This window comes from Methanothrix sp., from assembly GCF_024518575.1.
Classification (GTDB): Archaea; Halobacteriota; Methanosarcinia; order Methanotrichales; family Methanotrichaceae; genus Methanothrix_B.
This window is the reverse complement of record NZ_JANIHG010000001.1, coordinates 15,823-37,820: the sequence shown is the minus strand read 5'-3', so window position 1 is coordinate 37,820 and position 21,998 is coordinate 15,823. Positions and strand designations below refer to the sequence as shown.

34 protein-coding genes and 1 tRNA gene are annotated in these 21,998 nt (G+C 56.9%); 31 read left to right on the top strand and 4 right to left on the bottom strand.

Features of this window, described 5'->3' with window-relative positions; genetic code table 11:
- Positions 1 to 17: 17 nt before the first annotated feature.
- Positions 18 to 608, bottom strand: coding sequence for a hypothetical protein (locus NQU42_RS00235; RefSeq protein ID WP_296608053.1), 591 nt, complete (start codon positions 606 to 608; stop codon positions 18 to 20).
- A gap of 45 nt (positions 609 to 653) precedes the next feature.
- Positions 654 to 1,103, bottom strand: a complete 450-nt coding sequence (locus tag NQU42_RS00230) for a hypothetical protein (RefSeq protein ID WP_296608051.1) — start codon at positions 1,101 to 1,103, stop codon at positions 654 to 656.
- Between the two features lie 177 nt (positions 1,104 to 1,280).
- Here NQU42_RS00230 and oadA point away from each other — a divergent pair, with 177 nt between their 5' ends.
- On the top strand, positions 1,281 to 2,984 hold the full coding sequence (oadA, locus tag NQU42_RS00225) for a sodium-extruding oxaloacetate decarboxylase subunit alpha (protein ID WP_296608049.1): 1,704 nt from the start codon (positions 1,281 to 1,283) through the stop codon (positions 2,982 to 2,984).
- Between the two features lie 115 nt (positions 2,985 to 3,099).
- Entirely contained in the window at positions 3,100 to 3,969 is an 870-nt protein-coding gene (gene argB / locus NQU42_RS00220) for an acetylglutamate kinase (protein ID WP_296608048.1), read from the top strand.
- 4 nt (positions 3,970 to 3,973) lie between these two features.
- On the opposite strand, the gene NQU42_RS00215 is transcribed toward argB, so the two are convergent.
- Positions 3,974 to 5,239, bottom strand: a complete 1,266-nt coding sequence (locus NQU42_RS00215) for a nodulation protein NfeD (RefSeq protein ID WP_296608046.1) — start codon at positions 5,237 to 5,239, stop codon at positions 3,974 to 3,976.
- A gap of 12 nt (positions 5,240 to 5,251) precedes the next feature.
- Positions 5,252 to 6,046 (bottom strand): slipin family protein, encoded by a 795-nt coding sequence (locus NQU42_RS00210; RefSeq protein ID WP_296608044.1) that lies wholly within the window; start codon positions 6,044 to 6,046, stop codon positions 5,252 to 5,254.
- Positions 6,047 to 6,203: 157 nt separating this feature from the next.
- Between NQU42_RS00210 and NQU42_RS00205 the strand changes: the two genes are divergently transcribed.
- From NQU42_RS00205 to NQU42_RS00065, 29 genes are all read left to right on the top strand, one after another.
- Positions 6,204 to 7,037 carry a putative RNA uridine N3 methyltransferase gene (locus NQU42_RS00205; protein ID WP_296608042.1) on the top strand — a complete coding sequence of 278 codons (834 nt, stop codon included), beginning with the start codon at positions 6,204 to 6,206 and terminating at the stop codon, positions 7,035 to 7,037.
- Positions 7,038 to 8,045, top strand: a complete 1,008-nt coding sequence (locus tag NQU42_RS00200; protein WP_296608041.1) for a 50S ribosomal protein L3 — start codon at positions 7,038 to 7,040, stop codon at positions 8,043 to 8,045.
- Positions 8,046 to 8,057: 12 nt separating this feature from the next.
- The gene (gene rpl4p / locus NQU42_RS00195) at positions 8,058 to 8,813 is read left to right on the top strand and encodes a 50S ribosomal protein L4 (RefSeq protein WP_296608039.1); all 756 of its coding nucleotides are present in this window, start codon (positions 8,058 to 8,060) and stop codon (positions 8,811 to 8,813) included.
- Positions 8,810 to 9,058: a 50S ribosomal protein L23 gene (locus tag NQU42_RS00190; protein WP_296608037.1), complete on the top strand. Its 249-nt coding sequence runs from the start codon at positions 8,810 to 8,812 to the stop codon at positions 9,056 to 9,058. The genes rpl4p and NQU42_RS00190 overlap by 4 nt, the downstream gene beginning before the upstream one ends.
- Before the next feature lie 10 nt (positions 9,059 to 9,068).
- On the top strand, positions 9,069 to 9,779 hold the full coding sequence (locus tag NQU42_RS00185; RefSeq protein ID WP_296608036.1) for a 50S ribosomal protein L2: 711 nt from the start codon (positions 9,069 to 9,071) through the stop codon (positions 9,777 to 9,779).
- Between the two features lie 12 nt (positions 9,780 to 9,791).
- Positions 9,792 to 10,202 carry a 30S ribosomal protein S19 gene (locus NQU42_RS00180; protein WP_296608035.1) on the top strand — a complete coding sequence of 137 codons (411 nt, stop codon included), beginning with the start codon at positions 9,792 to 9,794 and terminating at the stop codon, positions 10,200 to 10,202.
- A 9-nt stretch (positions 10,203 to 10,211) separates the two neighbouring features.
- Positions 10,212 to 10,670, top strand: a complete 459-nt coding sequence (locus NQU42_RS00175) for a 50S ribosomal protein L22 (RefSeq protein WP_366069929.1) — start codon at positions 10,212 to 10,214, stop codon at positions 10,668 to 10,670.
- A gap of 1 nt (position 10,671) precedes the next feature.
- Positions 10,672 to 11,484, top strand: coding sequence for a 30S ribosomal protein S3 (locus tag NQU42_RS00170; protein WP_366069907.1), 813 nt, complete (start codon positions 10,672 to 10,674; stop codon positions 11,482 to 11,484).
- Positions 11,465 to 11,668, top strand: a complete 204-nt coding sequence (gene rpmC / locus NQU42_RS00165) for a 50S ribosomal protein L29 (RefSeq protein WP_296608032.1) — start codon at positions 11,465 to 11,467, stop codon at positions 11,666 to 11,668. The genes NQU42_RS00170 and rpmC overlap by 20 nt, the downstream gene beginning before the upstream one ends.
- Positions 11,668 to 11,958 carry a ribonuclease P protein component 1 gene (rnp1, locus tag NQU42_RS00160; RefSeq protein WP_296608030.1) on the top strand — a complete coding sequence of 97 codons (291 nt, stop codon included), beginning with the start codon at positions 11,668 to 11,670 and terminating at the stop codon, positions 11,956 to 11,958. Before rpmC ends, rnp1 begins: the two co-directional genes overlap by 1 nt.
- Positions 11,955 to 12,275 (top strand): 30S ribosomal protein S17, encoded by a 321-nt coding sequence (locus tag NQU42_RS00155; RefSeq protein ID WP_296608028.1) that lies wholly within the window; start codon positions 11,955 to 11,957, stop codon positions 12,273 to 12,275. Before rnp1 ends, NQU42_RS00155 begins: the two co-directional genes overlap by 4 nt.
- Positions 12,272 to 12,670, top strand: coding sequence for a 50S ribosomal protein L14 (gene rpl14p, locus NQU42_RS00150; protein WP_296608026.1), 399 nt, complete (start codon positions 12,272 to 12,274; stop codon positions 12,668 to 12,670). Before NQU42_RS00155 ends, rpl14p begins: the two co-directional genes overlap by 4 nt.
- 5 nt (positions 12,671 to 12,675) lie before the next feature.
- On the top strand, positions 12,676 to 13,026 hold the full coding sequence (rplX, locus tag NQU42_RS00145; protein ID WP_296608024.1) for a 50S ribosomal protein L24: 351 nt from the start codon (positions 12,676 to 12,678) through the stop codon (positions 13,024 to 13,026).
- Between the two features lie 5 nt (positions 13,027 to 13,031).
- The gene (locus NQU42_RS00140) at positions 13,032 to 13,733 is read left to right on the top strand and encodes a 30S ribosomal protein S4e (protein WP_296608023.1); all 702 of its coding nucleotides are present in this window, start codon (positions 13,032 to 13,034) and stop codon (positions 13,731 to 13,733) included.
- Positions 13,730 to 14,239 carry a 50S ribosomal protein L5 gene (locus NQU42_RS00135; protein ID WP_296608021.1) on the top strand — a complete coding sequence of 170 codons (510 nt, stop codon included), beginning with the start codon at positions 13,730 to 13,732 and terminating at the stop codon, positions 14,237 to 14,239. Before NQU42_RS00140 ends, NQU42_RS00135 begins: the two co-directional genes overlap by 4 nt.
- Positions 14,236 to 14,379 (top strand): 30S ribosomal protein S14, encoded by a 144-nt coding sequence (locus NQU42_RS00130; RefSeq protein WP_296608018.1) that lies wholly within the window; start codon positions 14,236 to 14,238, stop codon positions 14,377 to 14,379. The genes NQU42_RS00135 and NQU42_RS00130 overlap by 4 nt, the downstream gene beginning before the upstream one ends.
- A gap of 6 nt (positions 14,380 to 14,385) precedes the next feature.
- Positions 14,386 to 14,778, top strand: coding sequence for a 30S ribosomal protein S8 (locus tag NQU42_RS00125; protein ID WP_342766359.1), 393 nt, complete (start codon positions 14,386 to 14,388; stop codon positions 14,776 to 14,778).
- Positions 14,779 to 14,788: 10 nt separating this feature from the next.
- Positions 14,789 to 15,319, top strand: a complete 531-nt coding sequence (gene rpl6p / locus NQU42_RS00120; protein ID WP_296608015.1) for a 50S ribosomal protein L6 — start codon at positions 14,789 to 14,791, stop codon at positions 15,317 to 15,319.
- Positions 15,320 to 15,325: 6 nt separating this feature from the next.
- Entirely contained in the window at positions 15,326 to 15,700 is a 375-nt protein-coding gene (locus NQU42_RS00115) for a 50S ribosomal protein L32e (RefSeq protein WP_296608013.1), read from the top strand.
- A 1-nt stretch (position 15,701) separates the two neighbouring features.
- On the top strand, positions 15,702 to 16,160 hold the full coding sequence (locus tag NQU42_RS00110) for a 50S ribosomal protein L19e (protein ID WP_296608012.1): 459 nt from the start codon (positions 15,702 to 15,704) through the stop codon (positions 16,158 to 16,160).
- A gap of 6 nt (positions 16,161 to 16,166) precedes the next feature.
- Complete coding sequence (locus NQU42_RS00105) at positions 16,167 to 16,676, top strand: 50S ribosomal protein L18 (protein ID WP_296608010.1); 510 nt, start codon at positions 16,167 to 16,169, stop codon at positions 16,674 to 16,676.
- Positions 16,677 to 16,680: 4 nt separating this feature from the next.
- Positions 16,681 to 17,295 carry a 30S ribosomal protein S5 gene (locus NQU42_RS00100; protein WP_296608009.1) on the top strand — a complete coding sequence of 205 codons (615 nt, stop codon included), beginning with the start codon at positions 16,681 to 16,683 and terminating at the stop codon, positions 17,293 to 17,295.
- A gap of 2 nt (positions 17,296 to 17,297) precedes the next feature.
- Positions 17,298 to 17,753: a 50S ribosomal protein L30 gene (locus tag NQU42_RS00095; protein ID WP_296608008.1), complete on the top strand. Its 456-nt coding sequence runs from the start codon at positions 17,298 to 17,300 to the stop codon at positions 17,751 to 17,753.
- 4 nt (positions 17,754 to 17,757) lie between these two features.
- Positions 17,758 to 18,132, top strand: a complete 375-nt coding sequence (locus NQU42_RS00090; RefSeq protein ID WP_296608006.1) for an uL15m family ribosomal protein — start codon at positions 17,758 to 17,760, stop codon at positions 18,130 to 18,132.
- A complete protein-coding gene (gene secY / locus NQU42_RS00085; protein ID WP_296608005.1) occupies positions 18,129 to 19,742 on the top strand; it encodes a preprotein translocase subunit SecY in 1,614 nt (537 codons plus the stop codon). The genes NQU42_RS00090 and secY overlap by 4 nt, the downstream gene beginning before the upstream one ends.
- Positions 19,739 to 20,344: an EMC3/TMCO1 family protein gene (locus NQU42_RS00080; RefSeq protein ID WP_296608003.1), complete on the top strand. Its 606-nt coding sequence runs from the start codon at positions 19,739 to 19,741 to the stop codon at positions 20,342 to 20,344. Before secY ends, NQU42_RS00080 begins: the two co-directional genes overlap by 4 nt.
- Positions 20,341 to 20,859: a (d)CMP kinase gene (gene cmk, locus NQU42_RS00075; protein WP_296608002.1), complete on the top strand. Its 519-nt coding sequence runs from the start codon at positions 20,341 to 20,343 to the stop codon at positions 20,857 to 20,859. Before NQU42_RS00080 ends, cmk begins: the two co-directional genes overlap by 4 nt.
- Positions 20,860 to 20,866: 7 nt before the next feature.
- Complete coding sequence (locus NQU42_RS00070; RefSeq protein ID WP_366069927.1) at positions 20,867 to 21,877, top strand: RNA-guided pseudouridylation complex pseudouridine synthase subunit Cbf5; 1,011 nt, start codon at positions 20,867 to 20,869, stop codon at positions 21,875 to 21,877.
- 6 nt (positions 21,878 to 21,883) lie between these two features.
- A tRNA-Ser gene (locus NQU42_RS00065) sits at positions 21,884 to 21,981 on the top strand.
- Positions 21,982 to 21,998 lie beyond the last annotated feature (17 nt).

Genomic DNA, 21,998 nt, shown 5'->3' with positions numbered 1-21,998 from the left:
GAGCCAGCTCTTGTAACTCAGCCGGCGTCTCCCAGATACGATACCTCCACATCCGGCGGCAGCTTGGGAATGACGTTGTGTTGGGCGCCAATGAATAGAAGGCCTGTCTCCCCATCGAGCAGGGTCTCGGATATTCTTTTGGCGATATACGCGTCCCGTTCCTCCAGGAGGCGATCCTTCTCCTGGTTGTAGGCCTCCACTGCTCTTCTCTGCTCCTCTCCGCTCTTTGATACCATCGCAACTATGTGCTGGTACTCCCTTAACAGCAGCTCGGGGCTCTCTGTGGCCTCGATCCTGGCGCCCCTCTCCAGGAGCTTCATGATGATCTGGTAGTTTCTGCTCCCCTTCGAGGCCGTCTCTCTGACTATCTTTTCCCCCAGCTCTCCGCCTGCAGGCAGCCCGTCCTGGTATATCCGCAGGCTCTTAGGATCGAGATCTAAGCGGTTGATTTCTCTCTCGAGCTCATCCCAGAATCGCTCGATCCTTCTGCGGTTCTCCTCCCAACGCTCTCTCCCGACCCGGGAGACGCTTATCCTCTCAAGCCCCTCCCTCATCGAGCCCATGTCCTCTGGGGAATGAACGATTCTCGCAACTATCAGCCTTCTCAAAGACGATCATCTCACAAACTCTGGTTCTTTTCGTTTCACGTTTTCTCATCTCAGAAACGCCGCCAGCCCTGTGCCCTCGCCGGTGTACGGCTCTCCGCTCGGCGGTGATGGGCGCCAGCTCTCGCTCATGAACTCCGCTATTTCTGGCGTGTGCTCTGTGTAGTTGATCCTGGGCGGCTGCCAGCCCTCCTGGATGAAATCGTATATCGGCTTTATGTGCGTGTTCACGCCGAAACCCGGAGATGTCCATGTGGGAAGGAGGAACTCGTAGATCTCCGGCGTGTGACTGTAATCCGAGAGCGGAGGGAGCCACTCAGCTTGGATCGATCGATACTCGCCCAGAGCCCCGTATCCGGTCCAGGATATGTGGGTCGTGTTCTTAACAGGCATGCCGATGACGGCGATCTCCTTTGGAGAGAGACCTATTCTCACAGCATCCGATGCAGACGCTGTCGCTATGACGGCGAGTGAGAGAAGCACGAACAGAGCTTTCATGGTGGTTACCAGGCTTTGAAAGAATATAGATTTTGTGAGCATGCAACAGCGCTTTTCAGATGGATGCACAGTGTGAAAATCATCGGTCCTGTCGTTCCAGAGAGGTTTCATACCAGCTACCTGAAAGCGCGATCGAAGGTATTTTAAGGGAAGAGCGATGATGCTTGGGGGATCTATATGGGCAGGGTAAAGCTTACCGAGACCGTCTTCAGAGACGCACACCAGTCGCTACTCGCGACCAGGATGAGGACCCGGGATATGTTACCCATCGCTGAGATTCTTGACCAGGTCGGCTACTTCTCGATGGAGGTCTGGGGCGGTGCTACGTTTGACACATGCATACGTTACCTGAATGAGGATCCCTGGGAGCGTTTGAGGGCTCTGAAGTTGGCGATGCCCAACACGCAGATGCAGATGCTTCTCAGAGGGCAGAACCTTGTGGGATACAGGCACTACGCCGATGATGTCGTGGAGAAGTTCGTCGAGAAGGCGGCCGAGAACGGGGTCGATGTCTTCCGCATATTCGATGCGGTCAACGATATAAGAAACATGGAGAAGTCCATCAGGGTTGCAAAGCGGATGGGCGCGCACGTGCAGGGCGCTGTCTGCTACACCATAAGCCCGGTTCACACCATTGAGCAGTTCACAGAGTTCACGGTGCGCCTGGCTGAGATGGACTGCGACTCGATATGCATAAAGGATATGGCCGGTCTGATATCACCGCACTACGCCAGCGAGCTTGTCAGATCCATAAAGCGCGAGGTGAACCTGCCCGTCTGCCTGCACACCCACTGCACCGCGGGCCTCGCCCAGATGAGCTACCTTGCAGCCGTTGAGGCAGGCGCTGATATCCTTGATACGGCAATATCCCCGCTCTCGGGAGGCAGCTCGCAGCCGTCCACAGAGAGCGTTGTGGCCGCGTTCAAGGAGACCCCCTACGATACAGGCCTGGATCTGGAGCTGCTCACTGAGATAAAAAGATACTTCGACAAGCTGATGGAAGTATACGCGCCGGTCTTCAATTCGATATCCGCGAAGATAGACACAAATGTCCTGGTGTACCAGGTTCCAGGAGGCATGCTCTCGAACCTCGTGGCGCAGCTGATCGAGCAGAAGGCGATCGACAGGTACGATGAGGTCCTGGCTGAGATTCCGAGGGTGAGAGCAGACCTCGGCTATCCGCCGCTGGTCACGCCCACGAGCCAGATAGTCGGGACCCAGGCGGTTCTGAACGTCCTCACAGGGGAGAGATACAAGGTCGTACCGAAGGAGGTCCGCGATTATGTGAAGGGGCTCTACGGGAGACCGCCTGCGGAGATAGATCCAAAGATACGCATGAAGATCCTTGAGGATGAGGAGCCGATAACCGTCAGGCCGGCAGACCTACTGCCGCCGGAGTATGAGGCCGCGGTCCGCGAGGTCGATGCGCTGGGTCTTGCGAAGAAAGAGGAGGACTATCTCACATACGCTCTTTACCCGCAGATAGCCATAAAGTTCCTGAAGGGACAGGCGACCGAGGAGCCGCTCGTCAAGAAGGAGGCGAAGGCATCGGTATCTGTTAAGGGCAGCGCGCCCGTTGCATTTAACGTTGAGGTTGATGGAGAGGCTTACATCGTCAAGGTCGCCCCTGTCGGCATAAGCATACAGGAGGCCCAGCCGAAGGCTCCAAGAGATGGAGTGACAGTCCCGATGCAGGGCATCCTGATAAGGTACAAGGTGAAGAAGGGAGACAGGGTCAACAAGGGCGACGTCGTTGCGGTGCTTGAGGCGATGAAGATGGAGAACCCGATATACGCGGACAAGAGCGGTATCGTGAAGGAGATATACATAGACACGGGCAAGACGGTCTCTCCGGGCGATGTGCTTATGTCCATAGAGTGATGTCTCTGACGTATGAAATGCAGCATCCTGAATGTGCCCCGATCGCTCTGGTTCGGTGCTGATCTGAAGCACATTCGGAGCTGCTTTAAACCACATTTTCGATAGGAGCTGCGATATGAGGAAGGAACAGGTGCTTATAGAGGCTCTGCCGTACATAAGGGAGTTCTACGACTCGATAATGGTGATAAAGATCGGCGGCTCGATAATGACGAACCGCGAGATTCTGGAGAACTTCATACAGGACGTAATACTGCTAAGATACATCGGCATCCATCCTGTGGTAGTCCACGGCGGCGGACCGGAGATCTCGGAGACCATGAAGAGGCTCGGAAAGAAGGCCGAGTTCGTCGCTGGACTCAGGGTCACGGACAGGGAGACGCTTGAGATAGCGAGAATGGTGCTCCTGGGCAACATAAATGCAGAGCTCGTCTCTCTCATAGGCAAGCATGGCGGTAAGGGCATCGGGCTCTCCGGAAAAGATGGCATGCTCATAGTGGCGAGGAAGAAGCCGCCGATGAATGTAAACGGCGAGAACATCGATCTGGGCTATGTGGGAGAGGTCGAGGAGATAAATCCGGAGATACTGATGATCACCGCAGGCAAGGGCTACATCCCTGTGATATCGCCAATTGCCATCGACCGGGACGGGAACAGCCTGAACGTCAACGCTGATACAGTGGCCGGCGCTGTGGCAGTCGCCCTGCGTGCGAAGAAGCTTATATCAATAACAGATGTCGAGGGAGTGAGAGAGGATCCGAACGATCCGGGCAAGGTCATCTCGCAGTTCTCGCCATCCGAGTTTCAGAGGCTTGTTGAGAGGGGTATCATAAAGGGCGGCATGATCCCGAAGGTCGAGGCGTGTGTCCAGGCTGTTGAGCGCGGCGTCGAGAAAGCACATATAATCGACGGCAGGATTCCTCATGCGATCATACTCGAGCTCCTGACGGATGCAGGCATAGGCACGATGATAAGCAGCATCATCTGACCTATCATCTGACCTTCCTGACCCTGAGGGTGCGGCCTGAGATCCCCACAACCTCGACCGTTTCCCCCTTTTCGATTTTTTCATCGGCCTCCGCCTTCCAGTACTCACCGCGGTATATGACATAGCCGCTGGGATCCAGCGTCTCGATCGCCTCTGCGTACTGTGCTGCGGTCTCCTCGAAAGTCGGCCTGCGTCTCGCCTCTGCGATCTTGTAAACCGCGAACGCGAAGAATCCCGCCATGGTCAGGGAGGGGAGCAGGAAGAGCCTGATCACAGACCGCTGGTACTCCCCGGGAAGATACCACTCCGGGAATCCTATGGGCGCGAAGAGGAGCGTGCCCAGCACGATGCATATCAGTCCGGCAACCCCGAGAACGCCCATGGCATGCGTGTGGAGTTCTGCCAGGATCAGGCCCATGCCGAGGATTATGAGAAACAGAGCGCCGATGTTGACGTCGAATCCCTGGCCTATGAGCCCTAGCGCGATCGCTATGACCCCGAAGACCTCTGCCCCGAGGCCCGGATTTGAGATACCGAAGATCAGAGCGTAGAGGCCGATGAGCAGCAGCAACCCGGCGATTGTCGGATCGGAGAGAAGCATCAGCACCCTGAGCCTGAGATCTGGCTCAAAGATCACCACTGCAGCCCCCTCTGTCGCAAGGGTTCTGTTCTTAGCAGAGCTGCCGTTGATCGATCTGAGGAGGCTGCTGATATCAGGGGAGACGTGCTCGATCACCCCATAATCAAGCGCCTCCTCGGCGTTGAGATTGAGGTTGCTAAGGACGAACTCCTTCGCCGCGGTCCTGTTCCGCCCGTGGACCTTGGCCTTCTCCTCGATCAGGGCCACTATCGCATTCGTCGTCTTTGTGTCATTCACCGGCTCAGTAGCCCCTGTGGGAAGGAGCCTGACCGGCTGGGCCGAGCCTATGATCGTGTTCGGGGCCATGGCTGCTATGTCCGTGCTGAGCAGTATCATTGTGCCCGCAGACCACGCCTTCGCTCCCGGCGGTGATACGTACCCCACCACAGGTATCTCTGTTCTCTCCACAGCGGCAATTATCTCCAGGGTCTCGCTCAGGCCGCCCCCTGGGGTATCGAGCACCAGAACCAGTGCATCCGCGTTCGAGCTCTCAGCGTAGTTTATTGCCGCTTTCACAAGATCATCACTCGCCGGAGTTATGGCTCCGTCTATCTGGAGAGATATGACATCCCCCAGGCAGGGGGACGATAACAGCAGCAGAAATAGCAGTGCCTTCAGGTGCGACCCCATCTCAGATCACTTTCACGCCCGTCTCTCTCCGCCCGTCTCCTCAACCGCTTTCTGCAATGCAGCCACCAGACCTGCTGTGCTCCCAACATCAGCTCCTGATGTCACCACTATCAGGTTCCGCTCCCTGGCGATCTCCGCGAGGGTCTGGAGCTCTCTGAGCTTTATGGCAACGGGCGCGTGCTGATAGAGCGCAGCGGCCTCGGCCATCGTCTTGGATGCCTGGAGCTCGCCGTCCGCCAGAATGATCCTGGACCGCTTCTCCCTCTCGGCCTCTGCCTGCTTAGCAATCGCGCGCATCATTGACTCTGGCAGACTCACATCTCTCAGCGTGACGGCAGTCACCTTTATGCCCCATGGATCCGTGTGTCTGTCGAGGATGGTCTGGAGCTTGAGGTTCAGCTCCTCTCTCTTCGAGAGGAGATCGTCCAGATCTATCTGCCCCAGGACGTCCCTCAGAGTTGTCTGCGAGAGAAGCGCTGTCGCAACCCTGTAGTTCTCCACCTGGATCACGGCCTTTGCCGGGTCCATGACGCGGTAGTATATCACAGCATCAACATCCACGGTCACGTTATCCCTCGTTATCACGACCTGCTTCTGCACATCTATTGTGACAACCCGGAGATCGATGAGCTGCACCCTGTCTACGATCGGTATTATGAAGAACAGACCCGGCCCCTTGACGCCGCTGTACCTGCCGAGCCTGAAGACGACGACACGCTCATACTCTCTTACGATCTTCATCGACTGGCTCAGAAGTATGAGCAGAATGACGATCACTATCGGAAGCTGTGAATCAAACAAAGCCACACGAACACCTCATAATGCTTTTAGCCGTTCTTGTATATTAAAAGCTGTGCTGTCTGCAATTCGTGGGAGCAGATACTTCTCCCGCAGCGAAATCCAGCAGCATCCGATCATGCAAACCTTTTTATATACGATACCTCCCCTGAGAGAAGGACATCTGATGAGTGGTCCTTGCGAGCGGTCCATACTGATACCGTCCTCGTACACGATGGAGACGGCGGATCTGCGCCTTCGCACCGCGAAGGTCGGGCTTATCGCAAGGGCTGCGGCGGTCTTCCGCATAGACAGAATCGTCGTGTATCGCGATGACGAGTTCGACGATTCTAGGTTCATAAGCACGGTGCTGCGGTACGCAGAGACCCCGCAGTACCTGCGGAAGCTCCTCTTCCCCAGGATGAGAGAGCTCAGGCACGCGGGAGTTCTGCCGCCTCTGAGAACCGCTCATCATCCAGTGGGCTCCAGAAGCTCAACGCTCAAGGTAGGCGAGATAAGAGTCGGAGTGGTAGTAGAAAGCGTCGGATCTGATGGTGGCGCATGGGTTGAGGTCGGTCTCGACCGCCCAATAGCCCTTAAATCTGAGAGGAGATTCCAGAAGGGGCAACGCCTGAACGTCAGGATCTTTTCGCTGAGTCCACTCGCCGCTGAGCCTGTAGATCGGAGCGAGATACCGGGATACTGGGGATACGAGACGATAGTCGTGGATGGTCTGGAGGATTACCTCCACTCCAGGGACGAGTTTATCGTGGCCACATCCAGAAGGGGAGCTCCGGTGAGCTTTGATCTGCTCAACCACATAGAGAGATCAAGCTCAAAAGGGCTTGCGGTGGTGTTCGGCTCCCCCGCACGGGGCGTTGATGCGTTTCTGAGCCGCGAGATGCTGGAGAGATGCTGCGTGATCAACACAATTCCGCATCAGGGAACTGAGACGGTTCGCGTCGAGGAGGCCGTCTTCGCGACGCTTGCCCTGCTGAACCTGGTGCGTCTGGAGGAGTAAATGGCAAAGATACACCGACCGAGGCGGGGTTCGCTGGCCTTCAGCCCCAGGAAGAGGGCCAAGAGCGAGGTTCCGAGGATACGATCCTGGGTCCCCGATGAGAGGGCCGGAGTGGCCGGCTTTGCCGGATACAAAGCTGGCATGACGCACGTAATAATGATAGACGACAGGCCCAGAAGCCTGACAGAGGGCATGGAGATAAGCGTGCCTGTTACTGTTGTAGAGGTCCCACCGATGACAATAGCAGCGCTCAGAGTGTATGAGATGTACAACGGCGGCATCCGGCCTGCAGGAGAGCTCTGGGCGGAGAACCTGAGCCAGGATCTGGCCAGAGCGATAACAATGCCGAAGGCGACGAGGGGCATATCCCTGGAGGATATCGAGTCCAGGGTGGATGAGCTCTGCGAGATCAGGGTTCTGGCCCATACCAATCCGCGTCTTGTGACTGGCATTCCCAAGAAGGTGCCGGAGATCATGGAGATACCTGTCACAGGGCGATCTTTGGAGGAGCAGCTCAAAGCCGCAGAGGGGCTTCTCGGCAGCCAGGTGGCTGTGGGCAGCATCTTCAGCGTTGGCGACTGGATTGATGTAACTGCAGTCACAAAGGGAAAGGGGACGCAGGGGCCGGTGAAGCGCTGGGGAATAATGCTCCAGAAGAGAAAGCATTCACGCACAGGAAAGCTCAGACATGTCGGCAACCTGGGGCCGTGGCATCCGGCCAGGATAAGCTGGAGGGTTCCACAGCTCGGCCAAACCGGCTACCATCAGAGGACCGAGTTCAACAAGAGGATAATGGCCATAGGCACGAACGGCATGGACATAACCCCCGATGGCGGCTTTGTCGGCTATGGAGTTGTGAGAAACGAGTACATGCTGATAAAGGGAAGCATCCCGGGACCTGTTAAGAGGCTGGTCAGGATGCGCAGGGCGATCAGGCCAGGCGCAGCATTCGCGCCGAAGGCGCCTCAGATACTGTACGTCAGCAAGGAGTCCAAGCAGGGAGTCTGATCGGGGATCACGATGAACGCTAAGATTATCGATATTTCAGGAAATCCGGTCGGCGAGGTTGTGCTCCCGGGGATCTTTGAGGAGGAGTACAGGCCGGATCTCATAAAGAAGGCGGTGCTTTCAGCCCAGGCCAACAGGCTGCAGCCATACGGGCCACACTTCTATGCTGGCATGAACACATCAGCCAGGTCGTGGGGTCCCGGTCACGGAGTATCCAGGGTTCCGAGGATCATCACCGGAAGAAGAGCAGCTGCAGTGCCCATGGCACGAGGCGGGCGCGCGTCCCATCCACCGGTGCCATCTAAGGTCCTGAGCGAGAAGATCAACGAGAAGGAGAGGATAAAGGCGATAAGGTCTGCTGTGGCAGCGACAGCAAGATCTGATCTTGTTGCCGCGAGGGGTCATCTCTTCAGCGGAGAGCTTCCGATCGTTGTCAGGGCCGAGATCGAGAGCGTATCAAAGACCTCAGAGCTGCGGAAGTTTCTGATGGCTGCAGGCCTCTGGGATGACGTTCTGAGGGCGAAGAACGGACGGAAGGTGCGGGCCGGAAAGGGCAAGCTCAGGGGAAGGAGGTTCAGGCAGCCCAGGAGCATTCTGATCGTGACAGCATCAGATAATGGTATAGGCAGGGCAGCGCGAAACCTTCCAGGCGTCGATTTTGTGACAGCTGATAAGCTCAATGCTGAGCTTCTGGCACCGGGGACCCACGCTGGCAGGCTCACAGTATGGAGCGAGCCGTCTCTCAAGGTTCTGGAGGAGAGGCTATGATAATCAAATGCCCTTACGTCCCTGAGAAGGTCACCGGCATGATCGATAGGTACAACACCATAGAGTTCATTGTGGATCTGAAGGCGACAAAGCCGCAGATCAAGAAGGAGCTTGAGGAGCTCTATGATGTTGAGGTTATCGATATCAGAACCATGATAACACCCCGGGGCGAGAAGAAGGCTGTTGTAAGGCTCGCTGGTGATAAGACCGCAAATGAGCTTGCCACCAGGCTGGGCCTGCTGTAAGGTGGTTGCGATGGGCAAGAGAATAATATCACAGAACAGGGGCAAGGGAACACCCACATACCGTGCGCCATCACACAGATACAGGGCTGATATAAAGCACATCAAGTTCAGCGGCGATCTTGTTCGCGGTGTTGTGGAGGACATAATGCACGACCCTGCCAGGACGGCTCCTGTAGCGCTCGTGAGGCTCGAGAATGGTGAGAAGCAGTATGTTCTCGCCACAGAGGGCACATATGTCGGTCAGGAGATCTCCTGCGGGCCTGCTGCGGAGATACAGCCCGGCAACACCCTGCCGCTGGCGAGCATACCTGAAGGCATGCCTATATGCAATATAGAGTCGAAGCCAGGCCATGGCGGACAGTTTGCCAGGGCAAGCGGCGTCTACGGGATACTTGTGGCGCATGACGTGGGTGCGACCGTGGTCCAGCTGCCGAGCGGAGAGATGAAGTGGCTGAACCCGAACTGCATGGCGACCATAGGCGTTGTCGCAGGCGGCGGAAGGACTGAGAAGCCCCTGGTGAAGGCCGGAAAAAGCTTTTACAAGTACAGATCGAAGGCCGCCAAATGGCCGAAGGTCAGGGGTGTGGCCATGAACGCAGTGGACCATCCCTTTGGAGGCGGCGGGCGCCAGCATCCGGGCAGGCCCAAGACCGTGAGCAGGGGCACACCTCCTGGGCGTAAGGTCGGATCGATAGCAGCCCGCAGGACGGGCAAACGCTAGGAGGAGGTTGTTGTGGCGAAGAGAGCAGGATCCAAGCTTCCCAAGAGGAAGGAGGAGTTCACCTACAGGGGCTACAAGGTGTCAGAGCTCGCAAAGATGCGCCTGGAGGAGATCGCAGAGCTTCTGCCGTCAAGGCAGCGGAGATCGCTCAGGCGGGGTCTCTCGAAGGAGCACAGGAAGTTCATGGCGAAGCTCAAGTCCAGAGGAACTGCAAAGACGCATCTGAGGGATGCGATAGTGCTCCCTGAGATGGTCGGGAAGGTCGTGGAGATACATAACGGGAAGACCTTCCAGCGCGTCGAGATCATTCCTGAGATGATAGGCCATTACCTTGGAGAGTACGCTCTCACGAGGGCCAGGGTGATTCACGGCGCCGCAGGCGTCGGAGCAACGCGGTCGAGCAAGTTCGTGCCGCTGAAGTGAGGTGTGCTCGTGGGAAGACTGAACTACTCAATTACCCCTGAAGGGCGGTTTGCAAGGGCGATGGGCGTGGAGCTGCCCATCTCTCCGAAGCATGCCAGGGAGATCTGCAGGGCGATAAGGGGGATGAAGGTCGAGGCCGCGGAGAGGTACCTCCAGGACGTCATAGCCATGAGGCGGGCGGTGCCGTTCCGGCGGTACAACAGGAACGTGCCACACAGGCACGGCCTGGCAGGCTGGCCATCCGGAAGGTTCCCGCAGAAGGCCGCCAGGGCAGTGCTCAAGGTGCTGCAGAATGCGGTTGGAAATGCGGAGTACAAGGGTCTAGACAAGGATAAGCTGATGATCGGCTATGCCAACACGAAGAAGGGCAGGACGTTCCGGGGATGGATGCCGAGGGCCATGGGCAGGGCCACTCCGAAGAACCAGGAGACCGTGTCCATAGAGATGATACTGACAGAGGTGAGCTAGATTGGCAGTGGAGAAGAAGTTCGTCCAGGAGGGGTTCACAAAGGCGCTCGTGGACGAGTATCTTGCGAAGGAATTGGACCGGGCAGGATACGGCGGCATGATCATGAACCGCACCCCGATGGGCACCCAGATCACGGTTTATGCTGAGAAACCAGGCATGGTCATCGGAAAGGGCGGGAAGCTGATACGCAAGATAACCAGGGATCTGGAGCGGAAGTTCCGTCTGGACAACCCCCAGATAGACGTCCAGGACGTCGGAAAGGGCGACCTGAACGCCAGGGTTGTGGCGAACAGGCTCGCAAGCTCGCTGGAGCACGGATGGTACTTCCGGAAGGCGGGCCAGTCGATGCTGCGCAGGGTGATGGACTCCGGAGCGCTCGGGTGCGAGATAGTGATAAGCGGCAAGCTGACCGGCCCGAGGGCGCGTGTCGAGAAGTTCCTCGCTGGCTACATAAAACACTCAGGAAAGCCGGCCGAGGAGATAGTCGATACGGGCTATGCTGTTGCTGTGAAGAAGCTCGGCGCGATCGGATGCCAGGTCAGGATCGTCCCGCCAGGCGCTGTCCTGCCGGACGAGTTCCAGATAAAGGCGCCTCCGAAGGAGCCTGAGGTGAAGGAGGCTGAGGCTGCGCCCTCTCCAGCTCCTGAGACGCAGGAGAAGGTCGAGGAGAAGAAGAGCGAGCTGGATAAGCTTCTCGATGAGCCGGTCGATACGCCTCCGGCGGATGTGACGGAAGAGGTCCAAGAGCAGGTTCCACAGGAGCCACAGGGCGAGATGAGCGAGGCTGAGGCCCATGGCGATATTCAGGATTGATGAGATCAGGAACATGAGCTCAGAGGAGCTCGATGAGGAGCTCCGCAAACTTGAGGTGGAGCTGATACGCGAGCGTGGTGCTGTGAGGGCAGGTGGCGCTCCTGAGAAGCCCGGAAGGATCAGAGAGATCCGCCGGACGATCGCCAGGATGAAGACTGTGAAGAGGGAGCGCGTCAGGAAGTGATGATCAGTCCCGAGAACATAGCCAGGCATGAGCTGATAGGTTTGACGGTCGAGGTTATCGATACCCCAAACCGCACCATGGCTGGCATGAGAGGCTTGGTGGTGGATGAGACGAGGAACACCTTCGTTATCGAGACGCAGCGCGGCCTGAGGCGCGTCCCAAAGGCCCACACAAGCTTCATCTTTACGCTGCCTGATGGGCAGAAGGTGAGGATCGCGGGCTCTGTTTTGATCTCACAACCCGAGAACAGAATAAATAAAAGGATGCAAATATCGAGGTGGAAGATATGAGAGATATAGGACTGGACGTGAGCGCGCCCCAGCAGGCCTGCAACGATCCAAAGTGTCCATTCCACGGCAGGCTACCGGTTCGCGGCCAGGTCCTAGAGGGGGTCGTGGTCAGCGATAAGATGGCCAGAACCGTGGTTGTCATGAGAGAGTTCAAAAAGAGGATAGCAAAGTACGAGCGGTACGAGAAACGCAGATCCAAGATCCATGCGCACAACCCGCCGTGCCTGGCTGCGAAGGTCGGGGATAGGGTCAGGATAGCTGAGTGCAGACCTCTAAGCAAGACCAAGTCGTTTGTCGTTGTGGAGGTCGTGCGATGAGGGGAAACAAGGCCAAGATCCCGAGGTCGATAAACACCGGCACGTATCTTGAGTGCGCGGACAACACAGGCGCCAGGACGCTCTTTGTCGTCTCCGTGAAGAAGTACCGCGGGGTCAAGAACAGACAGCCCTGCGCCGGCATAGGCGACATGGTCGTGGTCTCCGTGAAGAAGGGGACTCCTGAGATGAGGAAGCAGATCTTCAACGCTGTAATAATAAGACAGAAGAAGGAGTTCAGGAGGCCCGATGGTCTCAGGGTCAAGTTCGAGGATAACGCTGCGGTCATAACAGATGACGAGGGCGTTCCGAAGGGATCCGAGATCAAGGGACCTGTGGCCAGGGAAGTGGCAGAGCGGTTCGGGAAGATAGCATCATCAGCAGCGATGATAGTGTGATGGTTATGATCAGCAAGCAACCACGCAAGCAGCGGAAGGCCAGGTTCAACGCCCCGCTCCACATGAGGCAGAAGTTGATGCACGCCCTGCTGAGCCCAGAGCTCAGGAAGGAGCACGGGAAGAGAAGCGCTCAGGTCAAGAAAGGCGATACAGTGAAGGTGATGCGCGGCGATAACGCGGGCGTCGAGGGCGAGGTTCTGAGTGTGGATCTGAAGAGGTGCATGATAACAGTCACCGGCGTCAGCGCCTTCCGTGCTGACGGGACAGAGGTCCCAAGGCCCATACATCCATCAAACGTCATGATCACAAAGCTTGAGCTCGACGACGCCGAGCGCGAGAAGATCTTCTCCAGGTGATTCAGGTGCACAAGAAGAGAGTCACGATACCCAGAAGCTGGCCCATACCGAGGAAGACAAGCAAGTGGATAGCAACGCCCAGACCTGGGCCGCACTCAGCTGAGGAAAGCCTGCCTCTGATGGTGGTTGTCAGGGATATGTTGAAGTTAGCTGACAACGCACGCGAGGTCAAGAGGATACTTCACGAGGGCGGCGTGCTGGTGGACGGGACTGTGAGAAGGGACACGAGGTTTCCTGTTGGAATCTTCGACGTCATAACAGTGCCAGCGCTGAACAAGCAGTACAGGATGATAAAGAGCACAAAAGGGTACTTCGATCTGATAGAGATCCCGCCTGATAAGCCGAGGAAGCTGGTAAGGATAGAGGACAAAAAGACCATCAAGGGCGGAAGGATACAGCTGAACCTCAGCGATGGATCCAATATACTCGGAGAGGGAGACTTCAGGACAGGCGATTCGCTGCTGATCTCATTACCGGAGCGCAGCATCGAGGACGTCATAAAGTTCGAGGTCGGGAACCTGGCTGTGGTGATAGGCGGATCTCATACAGGAAAGATTGGGCGGATCAAGGCTGTTCAGATAGTGAGAAGCTCGATGCCGAACAGGGTCACGATATCCGCAGATGATGGCGATATAGACACGATCGTCGACTACGTGTTCATGATAGGAAGGGACGCGCCAGTTATTGAGCTGGAGGCCGGAAGATGAACCTGGAGCCGAGGATAGACAAGGTCGTTGTTCACATAGGCGTGGGCGAGAGCGGCCAGAGGCTTGTCAATGCGGAGACGATACTCTCCGGGATAACAGGCCAGACCCCGATCAGGTCCAGGGCGAAGAAGACGCTGCCGGCATTCGGGATAAAGAAGAGAGAGCCGATAGGCACGCGTGTGACGCTCAGAGGCAAAGCTGCTGAGGAGTTCCTGGAGACCGCGTTCAAGGTCGTTGGAGGAGTGATAAAGAGGAGCCAGTTCGATGAGAACGGCAACTTCGCCTTCGGAATCGAGGAGCACACAGACTTCCCGGGAATGAAGTACGATCCAGAGATAGGAATCTTCGGCATGGACGTGGCGGTATCGCTGAGGAGAGCAGGATACCGTATAGCAGAGAGACGCGTGGCCCGCAGAAAGCTTCCAAACTCGCATAAGGTCAAGAGGGACGAGGCTGTGGAGTTCGTCCAGAAGAGGTTTGGAGTACGGGTCGTGGAGGCTGCATGAAGAAAAGATTCGGTAGAGGCGCTAACGAATGCAGGCGCTGCGGGAGAAAGCCCGGTCTGGTCAGGAAGTACGGCATATATCTCTGCAGGCAGTGCTTCCGCGAGATAGCCAGGGAGATGGGCTTCGAGAAATACTCATAGGTGAAGATTATGTTGCTAGATCCGCTCGCTGATGCGATGTCCACGATAAAGAACGCTGAGAACGTCGGCAAGCCCGAGTGTATAATCAAGCCGGCATCCAAGCTCATAGCCATGACTCTTAAGGTGATGGCAGACCTGGGGTATATCGGCGAGTTCGAGTTCATCGATGACGGAAAGTCCGGCATGTTCAAGGTAAAGCTGCTGGGAAGAATTAACCGGTGTGGAGTCATAAAGCCCAGGTTCGCCACCAAGGTCGCAGAGCTGGAGAAGTGGGAGAGGCGATTCCTCCCGGCCAGGAACTTCGGGGTGCTGATACTGAGCACCAGCCAGGGCGTGATGCCACACACCGACGCCAGGGCGCGTGGCATAGGCGGCCATCTGCTGGCCTATGTGTACTAGGTGATGATCTATGGTCGAAGAGGTGGTTCGTCGTTTGAATATCCCGGATGGCGTTGATGTCCAGATAGCAGGCCGTTGTGTTAGGGTGAAGGGACCGAAGGGTGAGCTGTCCAGGGAGCTCTGGTATCCAGGTATAGAGATAAAGAGAGAGGACTCAGAGATACTGATCAGATCAGGGGTGACAAAAAAGCAGCACCTGGCCATGGTCGGGACGATAACTGCTCACATCAAGAACATGATAAAGGGTGTTACTGACGGCTTCGAGTACAGGATGAAGGTGGTGTATTCGCACTTCCCGATTCAGGTGAAGGTAGCCGATGGAAAGGTCGTCATCAGCAACTTCCTCGGCGAGAGGAAGCCACGCTTCGCGACAATAGTCGGAGATGCCAGGGTCGAGGTCGGGAAGGACGAGATACTTATCAGAGGCGCAGACAGGGAGGCAGTGGGCCAGACGATGGCAAACATAGAGCAGGCCACCAGGGTCAGAGGATTTGATGTTAGGATATTCCAGGACGGGATATACCTGGTGGAGAAGAGGTGAGCAGAGATGGACAGGTTGCTCAGGGTTAGAGCCAGACAGAAGGCTAAGAAGCCGGAGTTCAGACGCCATGACTCCCACAAGAAGGCCAGGCTCAGCGACAGCTGGCGCAGGCCCAGGGGTCTGCACAACAAGCTCAGGCAGCAGGTCAGGGCGAAGGGCCGTCTTGTGAGGCCTGGATTTGGGAGCCCGAGGGCGGTTCGAGGCCTGCACCCCTCCGGATTCAAGGAGGTCCTGGTCAGATGCATAGACGATCTCAAGAAGGCTGAGGGCTGTGCTATCAGGATCGCCAGGACCGTGGGAATGCGCAAGAGGGAGAAGATCGAGGCCATGGCCAGGGAGATGAACCTGAAGATACTGAACCCAAAGACCGGAGGCGAGTGAGGTGCCCAACTTCAGCGTTCAGCGAAGGCTTGCAGCAAGCGAGCTCGGTGTCGGAGAGAGCCGGGTTTGGATCAACCCGGACCCGGCGGTGGCCGGTGAGCTGGCCGATGCGATCACAAGAGAGGATATACGCGCTCAGATCAAGGCTGGCAATATAAAGGCAAAGCCCAAGAAAGGGAACAGCCGCGCCAGGTTCAGGTTGAGGGCTGTGAAGAGGGCATACGGCCACAGAAAAGGACCCGGCCGGAGAAGGGGTGCTAAGGGCGCCAGAGCTTCTCCAAAGGAGATCTGGATCAGCAGGATCAGAGCGCTCCGGAGGCATCTCCGGGAGATGAGGGATAGCGAGAAGATCGACAGACGCGCGTACAGGCTGCTGTACAGAAAGGCGAAAGGCGGGGAGTACAGGAGCATTGCGCATATCGATGCTTACATCAAGGCGAAAGGCCTTATGAGAGAGTGATGCTATTTGGCTACAGGACCGCGATACAGGGTGCCCTTCAGGAGGCGGAGAGAGGGCAGGACCAACTATCATGTTAGATACAGGCTCATCCTCTCCAGAAAGCCCAGGGTGGTTGTCAGGAAGGGCAATGCGAATATCATGATACAGCTGGTCGTCGCTGAGCTCAAAGGTGATAGGACGCTGCTCACAGTCAGCTCGAAGGAGCTCATAAACTACGGGTTCCAGCACAGCACAGGCAACGTGCCTGCTGCTTACCTAACAGGGCTTTTATTCGGAAAGAAGATGCTAGCCCTTGGGTATGAGGAAGGCATACTCGATATAGGTCTGCACTCAAACTCCAGAGGGAGCAGGGTGTATGCCGCCCTTAAAGGAGTTGTTGATGCTGGAGTGAACGTGCCCCACAGCCCGGAGGTCTTCCCTGACGACTCAAGAATCCGTGGAGAGGTCATCAGGGACTACACCGGAGTGGACGTGGTCTCACAGTTCGAGGCCGCGAGGGAGAGGATACTGGGGTGAGATCATGATCAAGGGTTACGAGACAGAAGAGGAATGGATACCGAAGACCAGGCTCGGAAGGCTCGTCTATGAGGGACAGGTCACTACGTTCGAGGAGGCGGTCAGGTCTGGTCTTCCGATCAAAGAGCATCAGATTGTAGATCTTCTGCTCCCCGGCCTCGAGGATGAGGTTCTGGACATAACCATGGTGCAGAGGATGACCGACTCCGGAAGGAGGGTCAAGTTCAGGACCACGGTCATAGTTGGCAACAGAGACGGTTACATCGGCATAGGCCACGGCAAGGACGTCCAGGTCGGCGGGGCGATAAAGAAGGGCATAGAGAACGCGAAGCTCAACGTCGTCAGGATCAACAGGGGCTGCGGGAGCTGGGAGTGCGGCTGCGGCCAGGCGCATACTGTGCCTTACAAGGTATCGGGCAGCTCTGGCAGTGTCAGGATATACCTCATGCCAGCGCCCAGGGGCCTCGGACTGGCTGCCGGAGATGTGGCCAAGAAGGTCATGGAGATGGCAGGCATAAAGGATGTCTGGACCAGGACAGAGGGCTCGACGAGGACAACCCTGAACTTCGCAAAAGCGACATACAATGCGCTCCTTAACACCATAACTGTGAGGTCTTGAGGATGTACGCGATAATCAGGCTCAGGGGTGAGGTCAACACGAAGCCCGCGATCAGGGATACCCTGAGCATGCTCCGTCTCCACAGGGTGAACCACTGCGTCTTTGTCAGGGAGGACGAGCATTACCGCGGGATGATCCAGGTGGTCAAGGACTACATCGCCTGGGGGAGAGCGGATGCGGATCTGCTCGCAATGCTGCTCGAAAGGCGCGGGAGGCTCAGCGGAAACAGGCGCCTTACAGATGAAGTAGTACGTGAGATATCTCCCTACAAGAGCATACGCGAGCTCGCGGAGGCTGTATGTGCAGGAGCTGCCAGCCTGAAGGACTTCGGCATAAAACCGGTGTTCAGGCTACATCCTCCGCGCAAGGGCCACCGCGGAATAAAGAAGACCGTTAAGGAAGGCGGAGAGCTGGGCTATCACGAATCGATAGCGGATCTCTTGAATAAGATGAGGTGATATCATGGTCAGGGAGCATACGAAGGAGAAGCGGGGTCACAGGACCTACCACGGAAAGCACAAGAACCAGAGAGGTGGCGGCTCGAGGGGTGGGCGCGGTAACGCTGGCACATGCAAGCACCACTGGGTTCGCTCGATAATACGAGGCGAGGCCATGGGCAAGCACGGGTTCGTGCGGCCAAACTCCTTCGACATCGATACTATCAATGTGGGCGTTCTGAACGAGATGGTTGGGCCGGAGGGCAGGATAGAGCTGCACGGCGTGAAGGTCCTTGGAAAGGGAAAGGTCACAAGAAGGCTCACGGTCGCAGCAGCTGCCTTCTCCAGCTCAGCCAGGAGCAAGATCGAGGCTGCCGGCGGTGAAGCCGTGGTACTATGAACCAGCAAAGTTTCTTCTACGCGATAGAGCCGTTCGTCAAGAGGCTCCCTGCCGTGGAGAGGCCTGCTGGCCACGTCCACTTCAAGAGAAAGCTGGGGTGGACGGTCGGCATACTCCTCCTGTACTTCGTGCTCTCCAACATCCCGTTATTCGGGCTTTCCAAGCACTCCATCGATCTTTTCGGCTACTACAGGGCGTTCTTCGCTGGCTCCTTCGGTTCGCTGATGCTCCTGGGAATAGGCCCGATAGTCACAGCATCTATCGTGCTGCAGCTCCTCGTCGGCGCGGAGCTAATAAAGCTGAATCTCAGGGATCCCCGGGATCAGGCGATATTTCAGGGAACCCAGAAGGCCCTTGTGTTTGTGATGATCGTCGTCGAGGCGCTCCCGCAGATCACCGGAGGGTACCTGCTCCCAGACCAGACGCTCGCCACGACGCTTGGAGTCTCATTATCCATAATCTCGCTGATCATACTCCTCCAGGTATGCCTGGGCGGTGTCCTGATACTCTACATGGATGAGGTCGTGTCCAAGTGGGGGATCGGCTCAGGCGTCGGTCTCTTCATAGTTGCGGGCGTGAGCCAGCAGCTCGTCACAGGTTTGTTCAACTGGGCAACTGGAGACGGCGGTCTCCCCATAGGGATAATCCCGAAGTGGGTATCTATAATCCGGCTCGGGCTGATAGGTCTGGATGAGATCTTCACATCAGAAGGGCTTAAGTTCATATTCGTCACCGGCGGGCTCCTGGCGCTCATATCCACGGTGGGAATAATACTTCTGGTCGTCTTCGTCGAGAGCACCAGGATCGAGATCCCTCTGGCGCACAGCAGGGTGAGGGGCGCCAGGGGTCGCTTCCCCGTGAAACTGGTATATGCCAGTGTTCTGCCGATGATCCTTGTGAGGGCTCTGCAGGCCAACATCGAGATGGTCGGTGCGCTGCTCACCGCAAAGCTCGGCACGGTGATAACAGCTGAAACGACTGCAGAGGGCGTCAGGATCGTCTACACCGGGTACCAGAGCTGGCTCGGTACGTTCCTCTCGTCGGCGAAGTTCGATGCTGCCACAGGGGCTCCCATAAGCGCGACATCGCCACAGCCTGTATCAGGGCTGATGTACTACCTCTCTCCCATCCACGGGCCGAGCGACTGGATCCCGAGCATGGTATCCCAGTCCACGCCTGGCCTGGTGGAGCTCGGGATAAACCCGATAGCCGGATGGCAGATCTGGCTGCACCTGCTCACCGATACCGCCTTCCTGATCATAGGCGGCATAATATTCGCCATATTCTGGATCGAGACGACCGGAATGGGCGCTAAGAGCATAGCTGCAAAGATTCACGCGTCAGGCCTTCAGATACCGGGCTACAGGAGAAGCCCGGCCAGCATAGAGCGTCTCATGGAGCGGTACATCCCAAAGGTGACGGTCATAGGCGGAGCGATAATCGGGCTGCTCACCGTGATAGCGAGCCTCCTGGGAACGCTCGGAGGCGCCGGAGGTACCGGTTTGCTGCTCGCGGTCTCGATAATGTACAGGCTCTATGAGCAGATCGCCAGCGAGCAGATCCAGGAGATGTACCCGATGATGCAGAGGATATTCGGAGAGAGCGCATGAGGTCCAGGATCTTAGAGTCCATAGATACCCTTGCACTGAGCGTTGGCGCGGCGCTCACCATCGGGATAATGGTGAGCCATGAGTTCAGGGTTGCCATAGGCATGGCCATGGAGCTGGTCATAGGATGGCTTCCAGAGATACTGCCGTTCCATATGGTGCTCTTCGTGCTCGCTGCAATAACAGGCCTGTATGCCAGCCTGATACAGAAATACACGATGGACTGGGATTTCCTGAGGGAGCAGCAGATGAGGATGCGGGAGTTCCAGGCTGAGCTCAGGGCCGCCCAGCTCGCAGGGGATCAGGCCCGGGTCCAGCAGCTCCAGAACAAACAGCTCGAGATGATGGGCGACCAGGGGAAGATGATGAAGATGCAGCTCAAGCCGATGGCCTACATCGGAATCGTCTCTGTGCCGCTCTTCATGTGGGCATATCTGTACATAGATCAGCACAGCATCACCATGGTCTTCCCGTTCTGGGGGGAGCAGAACATCAACCACATCGTCTGGGGGCCTGTGCTCTACTGGTTCTACTGGTACTTCATCTGCTCGATCCCGATATCGCAGGTAATAAGAAAGGCGCTCGACATCGGCGGTATGGAATGATCATAACAATCAGCGGACCACCAGGATCCGGGACAAGCACGCTTGCAAGAGGCCTCTCAGAGGCGCTCGGCCTTAGGTGGGTCAACTCAGGGGATCTATTCAGGAAGATTGCGGCAGAGCGTGGTCTGTCTCTCAAAGAGCTCGGGAGGCTTGCAGAGCAGGGGCCTGAGATCGATTACATGATCGATGACGCGCAGCGGAGCCTGGCGAAGAACGGCAGCGGTATCTTCGAGGGCAGGCTTGCGGGGCACATGCTCGATGCAGATCTGAAGATCATGCTCAAGACCTCGCTGAGCGTGAGGGCCAGCAGGATAGCAAAGAGGGAGAACAAGTCTCTTGATGAGGCCCTCTCGGAGGCCAGGGCGCGGGAGGAGTGCGAGGCGAGAAGGTACAAGATGTACTACAACATAGACGTCAACGATCTGAGCATATACGATCTCATAATCGACACGGGCAGATGGGACGAGAAGGGCACTCTATCGATTGCACTTGCAGCTGTCAGGGCGCTTAGATGAGATCATGATGCCACGATCAGATATCCCCAGAGCCCAGCTCCCTGCTGAGCGCGTCAGGGAGAAGATGGTGAGGCGTGAGGGTTCAACAGACCCATCCTACGGCTGTTTTCCTGAGAAGAGACCGCTGCAGCAGCATCTCAGACTCGGCGCGATAAATCTCGACAAGCCATCTGGGCCGACAAGCCACGAGGTCGTCGCCTGGGTCAAGAGGATATTGGGGATAGAGAAGGCGGGGCACAGCGGCACTCTGGATCCCAGGGTGACGGGGATACTTCCGGTGCTCACCGGCGATGCGACGCGTGTTGTGGAGTTTCTGCTCACTGCCGGCAAGGAGTACGTCTGTCTGATGAGGACACATGAGCAGGTCCCCCGTAAGAGGATATTGCAGGTGTGTGAGGAGTTCGCGGGTGAGATATACCAGAGGCCTCCGCTGAAGTCGAGCGTCGCCAGAAATCTGCGAACCAGGAAGATATACTACATCGAGGTCCTGGAGATAGAGGGCCAGAGGGTGCTGATGAGGGTCGGGTGCGAGGCCGGGACGTACATCAGAAAGCTATGCTACGACATGGGGCTCGCTCTCGGATGCGGCGCGAACATGGAGGAGCTGCGAAGGACAAAGGCAGGGCCGTTCGCGGAGGATGAGACGCTCGTCACGCTGCACAAGCTCAAGGATGCATACGAGACCTGGCGCGAGAGCGGGGATGAGAGCGCGCTCAGGAGGGTGATCATGCCGGTCGAGAGGGCCCTGCGCCACCTCCCCTGGCTTGTCATATCTGATAATGCTGTTGATGCGATCTGCCACGGAGCACCCCTGGCAGCTCCGGGTCTGTTGAGCCTGGAAACAGATATAAACAGGGGCGATTTCGTTGTTATCTGCACCCTCAAGGGAGAGGCTGTTGCGATCGGCAGGGCAAAGCTCTCGAGCGATGAGATGATGCACGCAAAGACCGGCATAATCGCATCGACCGAAAGGGTGATAATGGATCCCGGTGTTTACCCAAGACGCTGGAAGCAGTAAGGATGTGCCGAGGTCGTCTAGTGGTAGGGCGCCAGCCTGGAGTGAACCTCCTGGAGAGCTGGTGACTCGAAAGAGTCTCGTGAGTTCGAATCTCACCCTCGGCGCTTTTATAAAACCATCA

Coding starts and splice junctions, on each gene's coding strand:
- NQU42_RS00115 (WP_296608013.1), top strand. CDS start 15,326: ATGGACAGGTTGCTCAGGGTTAGAGCCAGACAGAAGGCTAAGAAGCCG.
- rplX (WP_296608024.1), top strand. CDS start 12,676: ATGATCAGCAAGCAACCACGCAAGCAGCGGAAGGCCAGGTTCAACGCC.
- NQU42_RS00230 (WP_296608051.1), bottom strand. CDS start 1,103: ATGAAAGCTCTGTTCGTGCTTCTCTCACTCGCCGTCATAGCGACAGCG.
- NQU42_RS00070 (WP_366069927.1), top strand. CDS start 20,867: ATGCCACGATCAGATATCCCCAGAGCCCAGCTCCCTGCTGAGCGCGTC.
- NQU42_RS00190 (WP_296608037.1), top strand. CDS start 8,810: ATGATAATCAAATGCCCTTACGTCCCTGAGAAGGTCACCGGCATGATC.
- rpmC (WP_296608032.1), top strand. CDS start 11,465: ATGGCGATATTCAGGATTGATGAGATCAGGAACATGAGCTCAGAGGAG.
- rpl6p (WP_296608015.1), top strand. CDS start 14,789: ATGGTCGAAGAGGTGGTTCGTCGTTTGAATATCCCGGATGGCGTTGAT.
- NQU42_RS00215 (WP_296608046.1), bottom strand. CDS start 5,239: ATGGGGTCGCACCTGAAGGCACTGCTATTTCTGCTGCTGTTATCGTCC.
- NQU42_RS00130 (WP_296608018.1), top strand. CDS start 14,236: ATGAAGAAAAGATTCGGTAGAGGCGCTAACGAATGCAGGCGCTGCGGG.
- NQU42_RS00080 (WP_296608003.1), top strand. CDS start 19,739: ATGAGGTCCAGGATCTTAGAGTCCATAGATACCCTTGCACTGAGCGTT.
- rpl14p (WP_296608026.1), top strand. CDS start 12,272: ATGAGGGGAAACAAGGCCAAGATCCCGAGGTCGATAAACACCGGCACG.
- NQU42_RS00090 (WP_296608006.1), top strand. CDS start 17,758: ATGGTCAGGGAGCATACGAAGGAGAAGCGGGGTCACAGGACCTACCAC.
- rnp1 (WP_296608030.1), top strand. CDS start 11,668: ATGATCAGTCCCGAGAACATAGCCAGGCATGAGCTGATAGGTTTGACG.
- secY (WP_296608005.1), top strand. CDS start 18,129: ATGAACCAGCAAAGTTTCTTCTACGCGATAGAGCCGTTCGTCAAGAGG.
- NQU42_RS00155 (WP_296608028.1), top strand. CDS start 11,955: ATGAGAGATATAGGACTGGACGTGAGCGCGCCCCAGCAGGCCTGCAAC.
- oadA (WP_296608049.1), top strand. CDS start 1,281: ATGGGCAGGGTAAAGCTTACCGAGACCGTCTTCAGAGACGCACACCAG.
- NQU42_RS00095 (WP_296608008.1), top strand. CDS start 17,298: ATGTACGCGATAATCAGGCTCAGGGGTGAGGTCAACACGAAGCCCGCG.
- NQU42_RS00100 (WP_296608009.1), top strand. CDS start 16,681: ATGATCAAGGGTTACGAGACAGAAGAGGAATGGATACCGAAGACCAGG.
- NQU42_RS00185 (WP_296608036.1), top strand. CDS start 9,069: ATGGGCAAGAGAATAATATCACAGAACAGGGGCAAGGGAACACCCACA.
- rpl4p (WP_296608039.1), top strand. CDS start 8,058: ATGAACGCTAAGATTATCGATATTTCAGGAAATCCGGTCGGCGAGGTT.
- NQU42_RS00135 (WP_296608021.1), top strand. CDS start 13,730: ATGAACCTGGAGCCGAGGATAGACAAGGTCGTTGTTCACATAGGCGTG.
- cmk (WP_296608002.1), top strand. CDS start 20,341: ATGATCATAACAATCAGCGGACCACCAGGATCCGGGACAAGCACGCTT.
- NQU42_RS00200 (WP_296608041.1), top strand. CDS start 7,038: ATGGCAAAGATACACCGACCGAGGCGGGGTTCGCTGGCCTTCAGCCCC.
- NQU42_RS00205 (WP_296608042.1), top strand. CDS start 6,204: ATGAGTGGTCCTTGCGAGCGGTCCATACTGATACCGTCCTCGTACACG.
- argB (WP_296608048.1), top strand. CDS start 3,100: ATGAGGAAGGAACAGGTGCTTATAGAGGCTCTGCCGTACATAAGGGAG.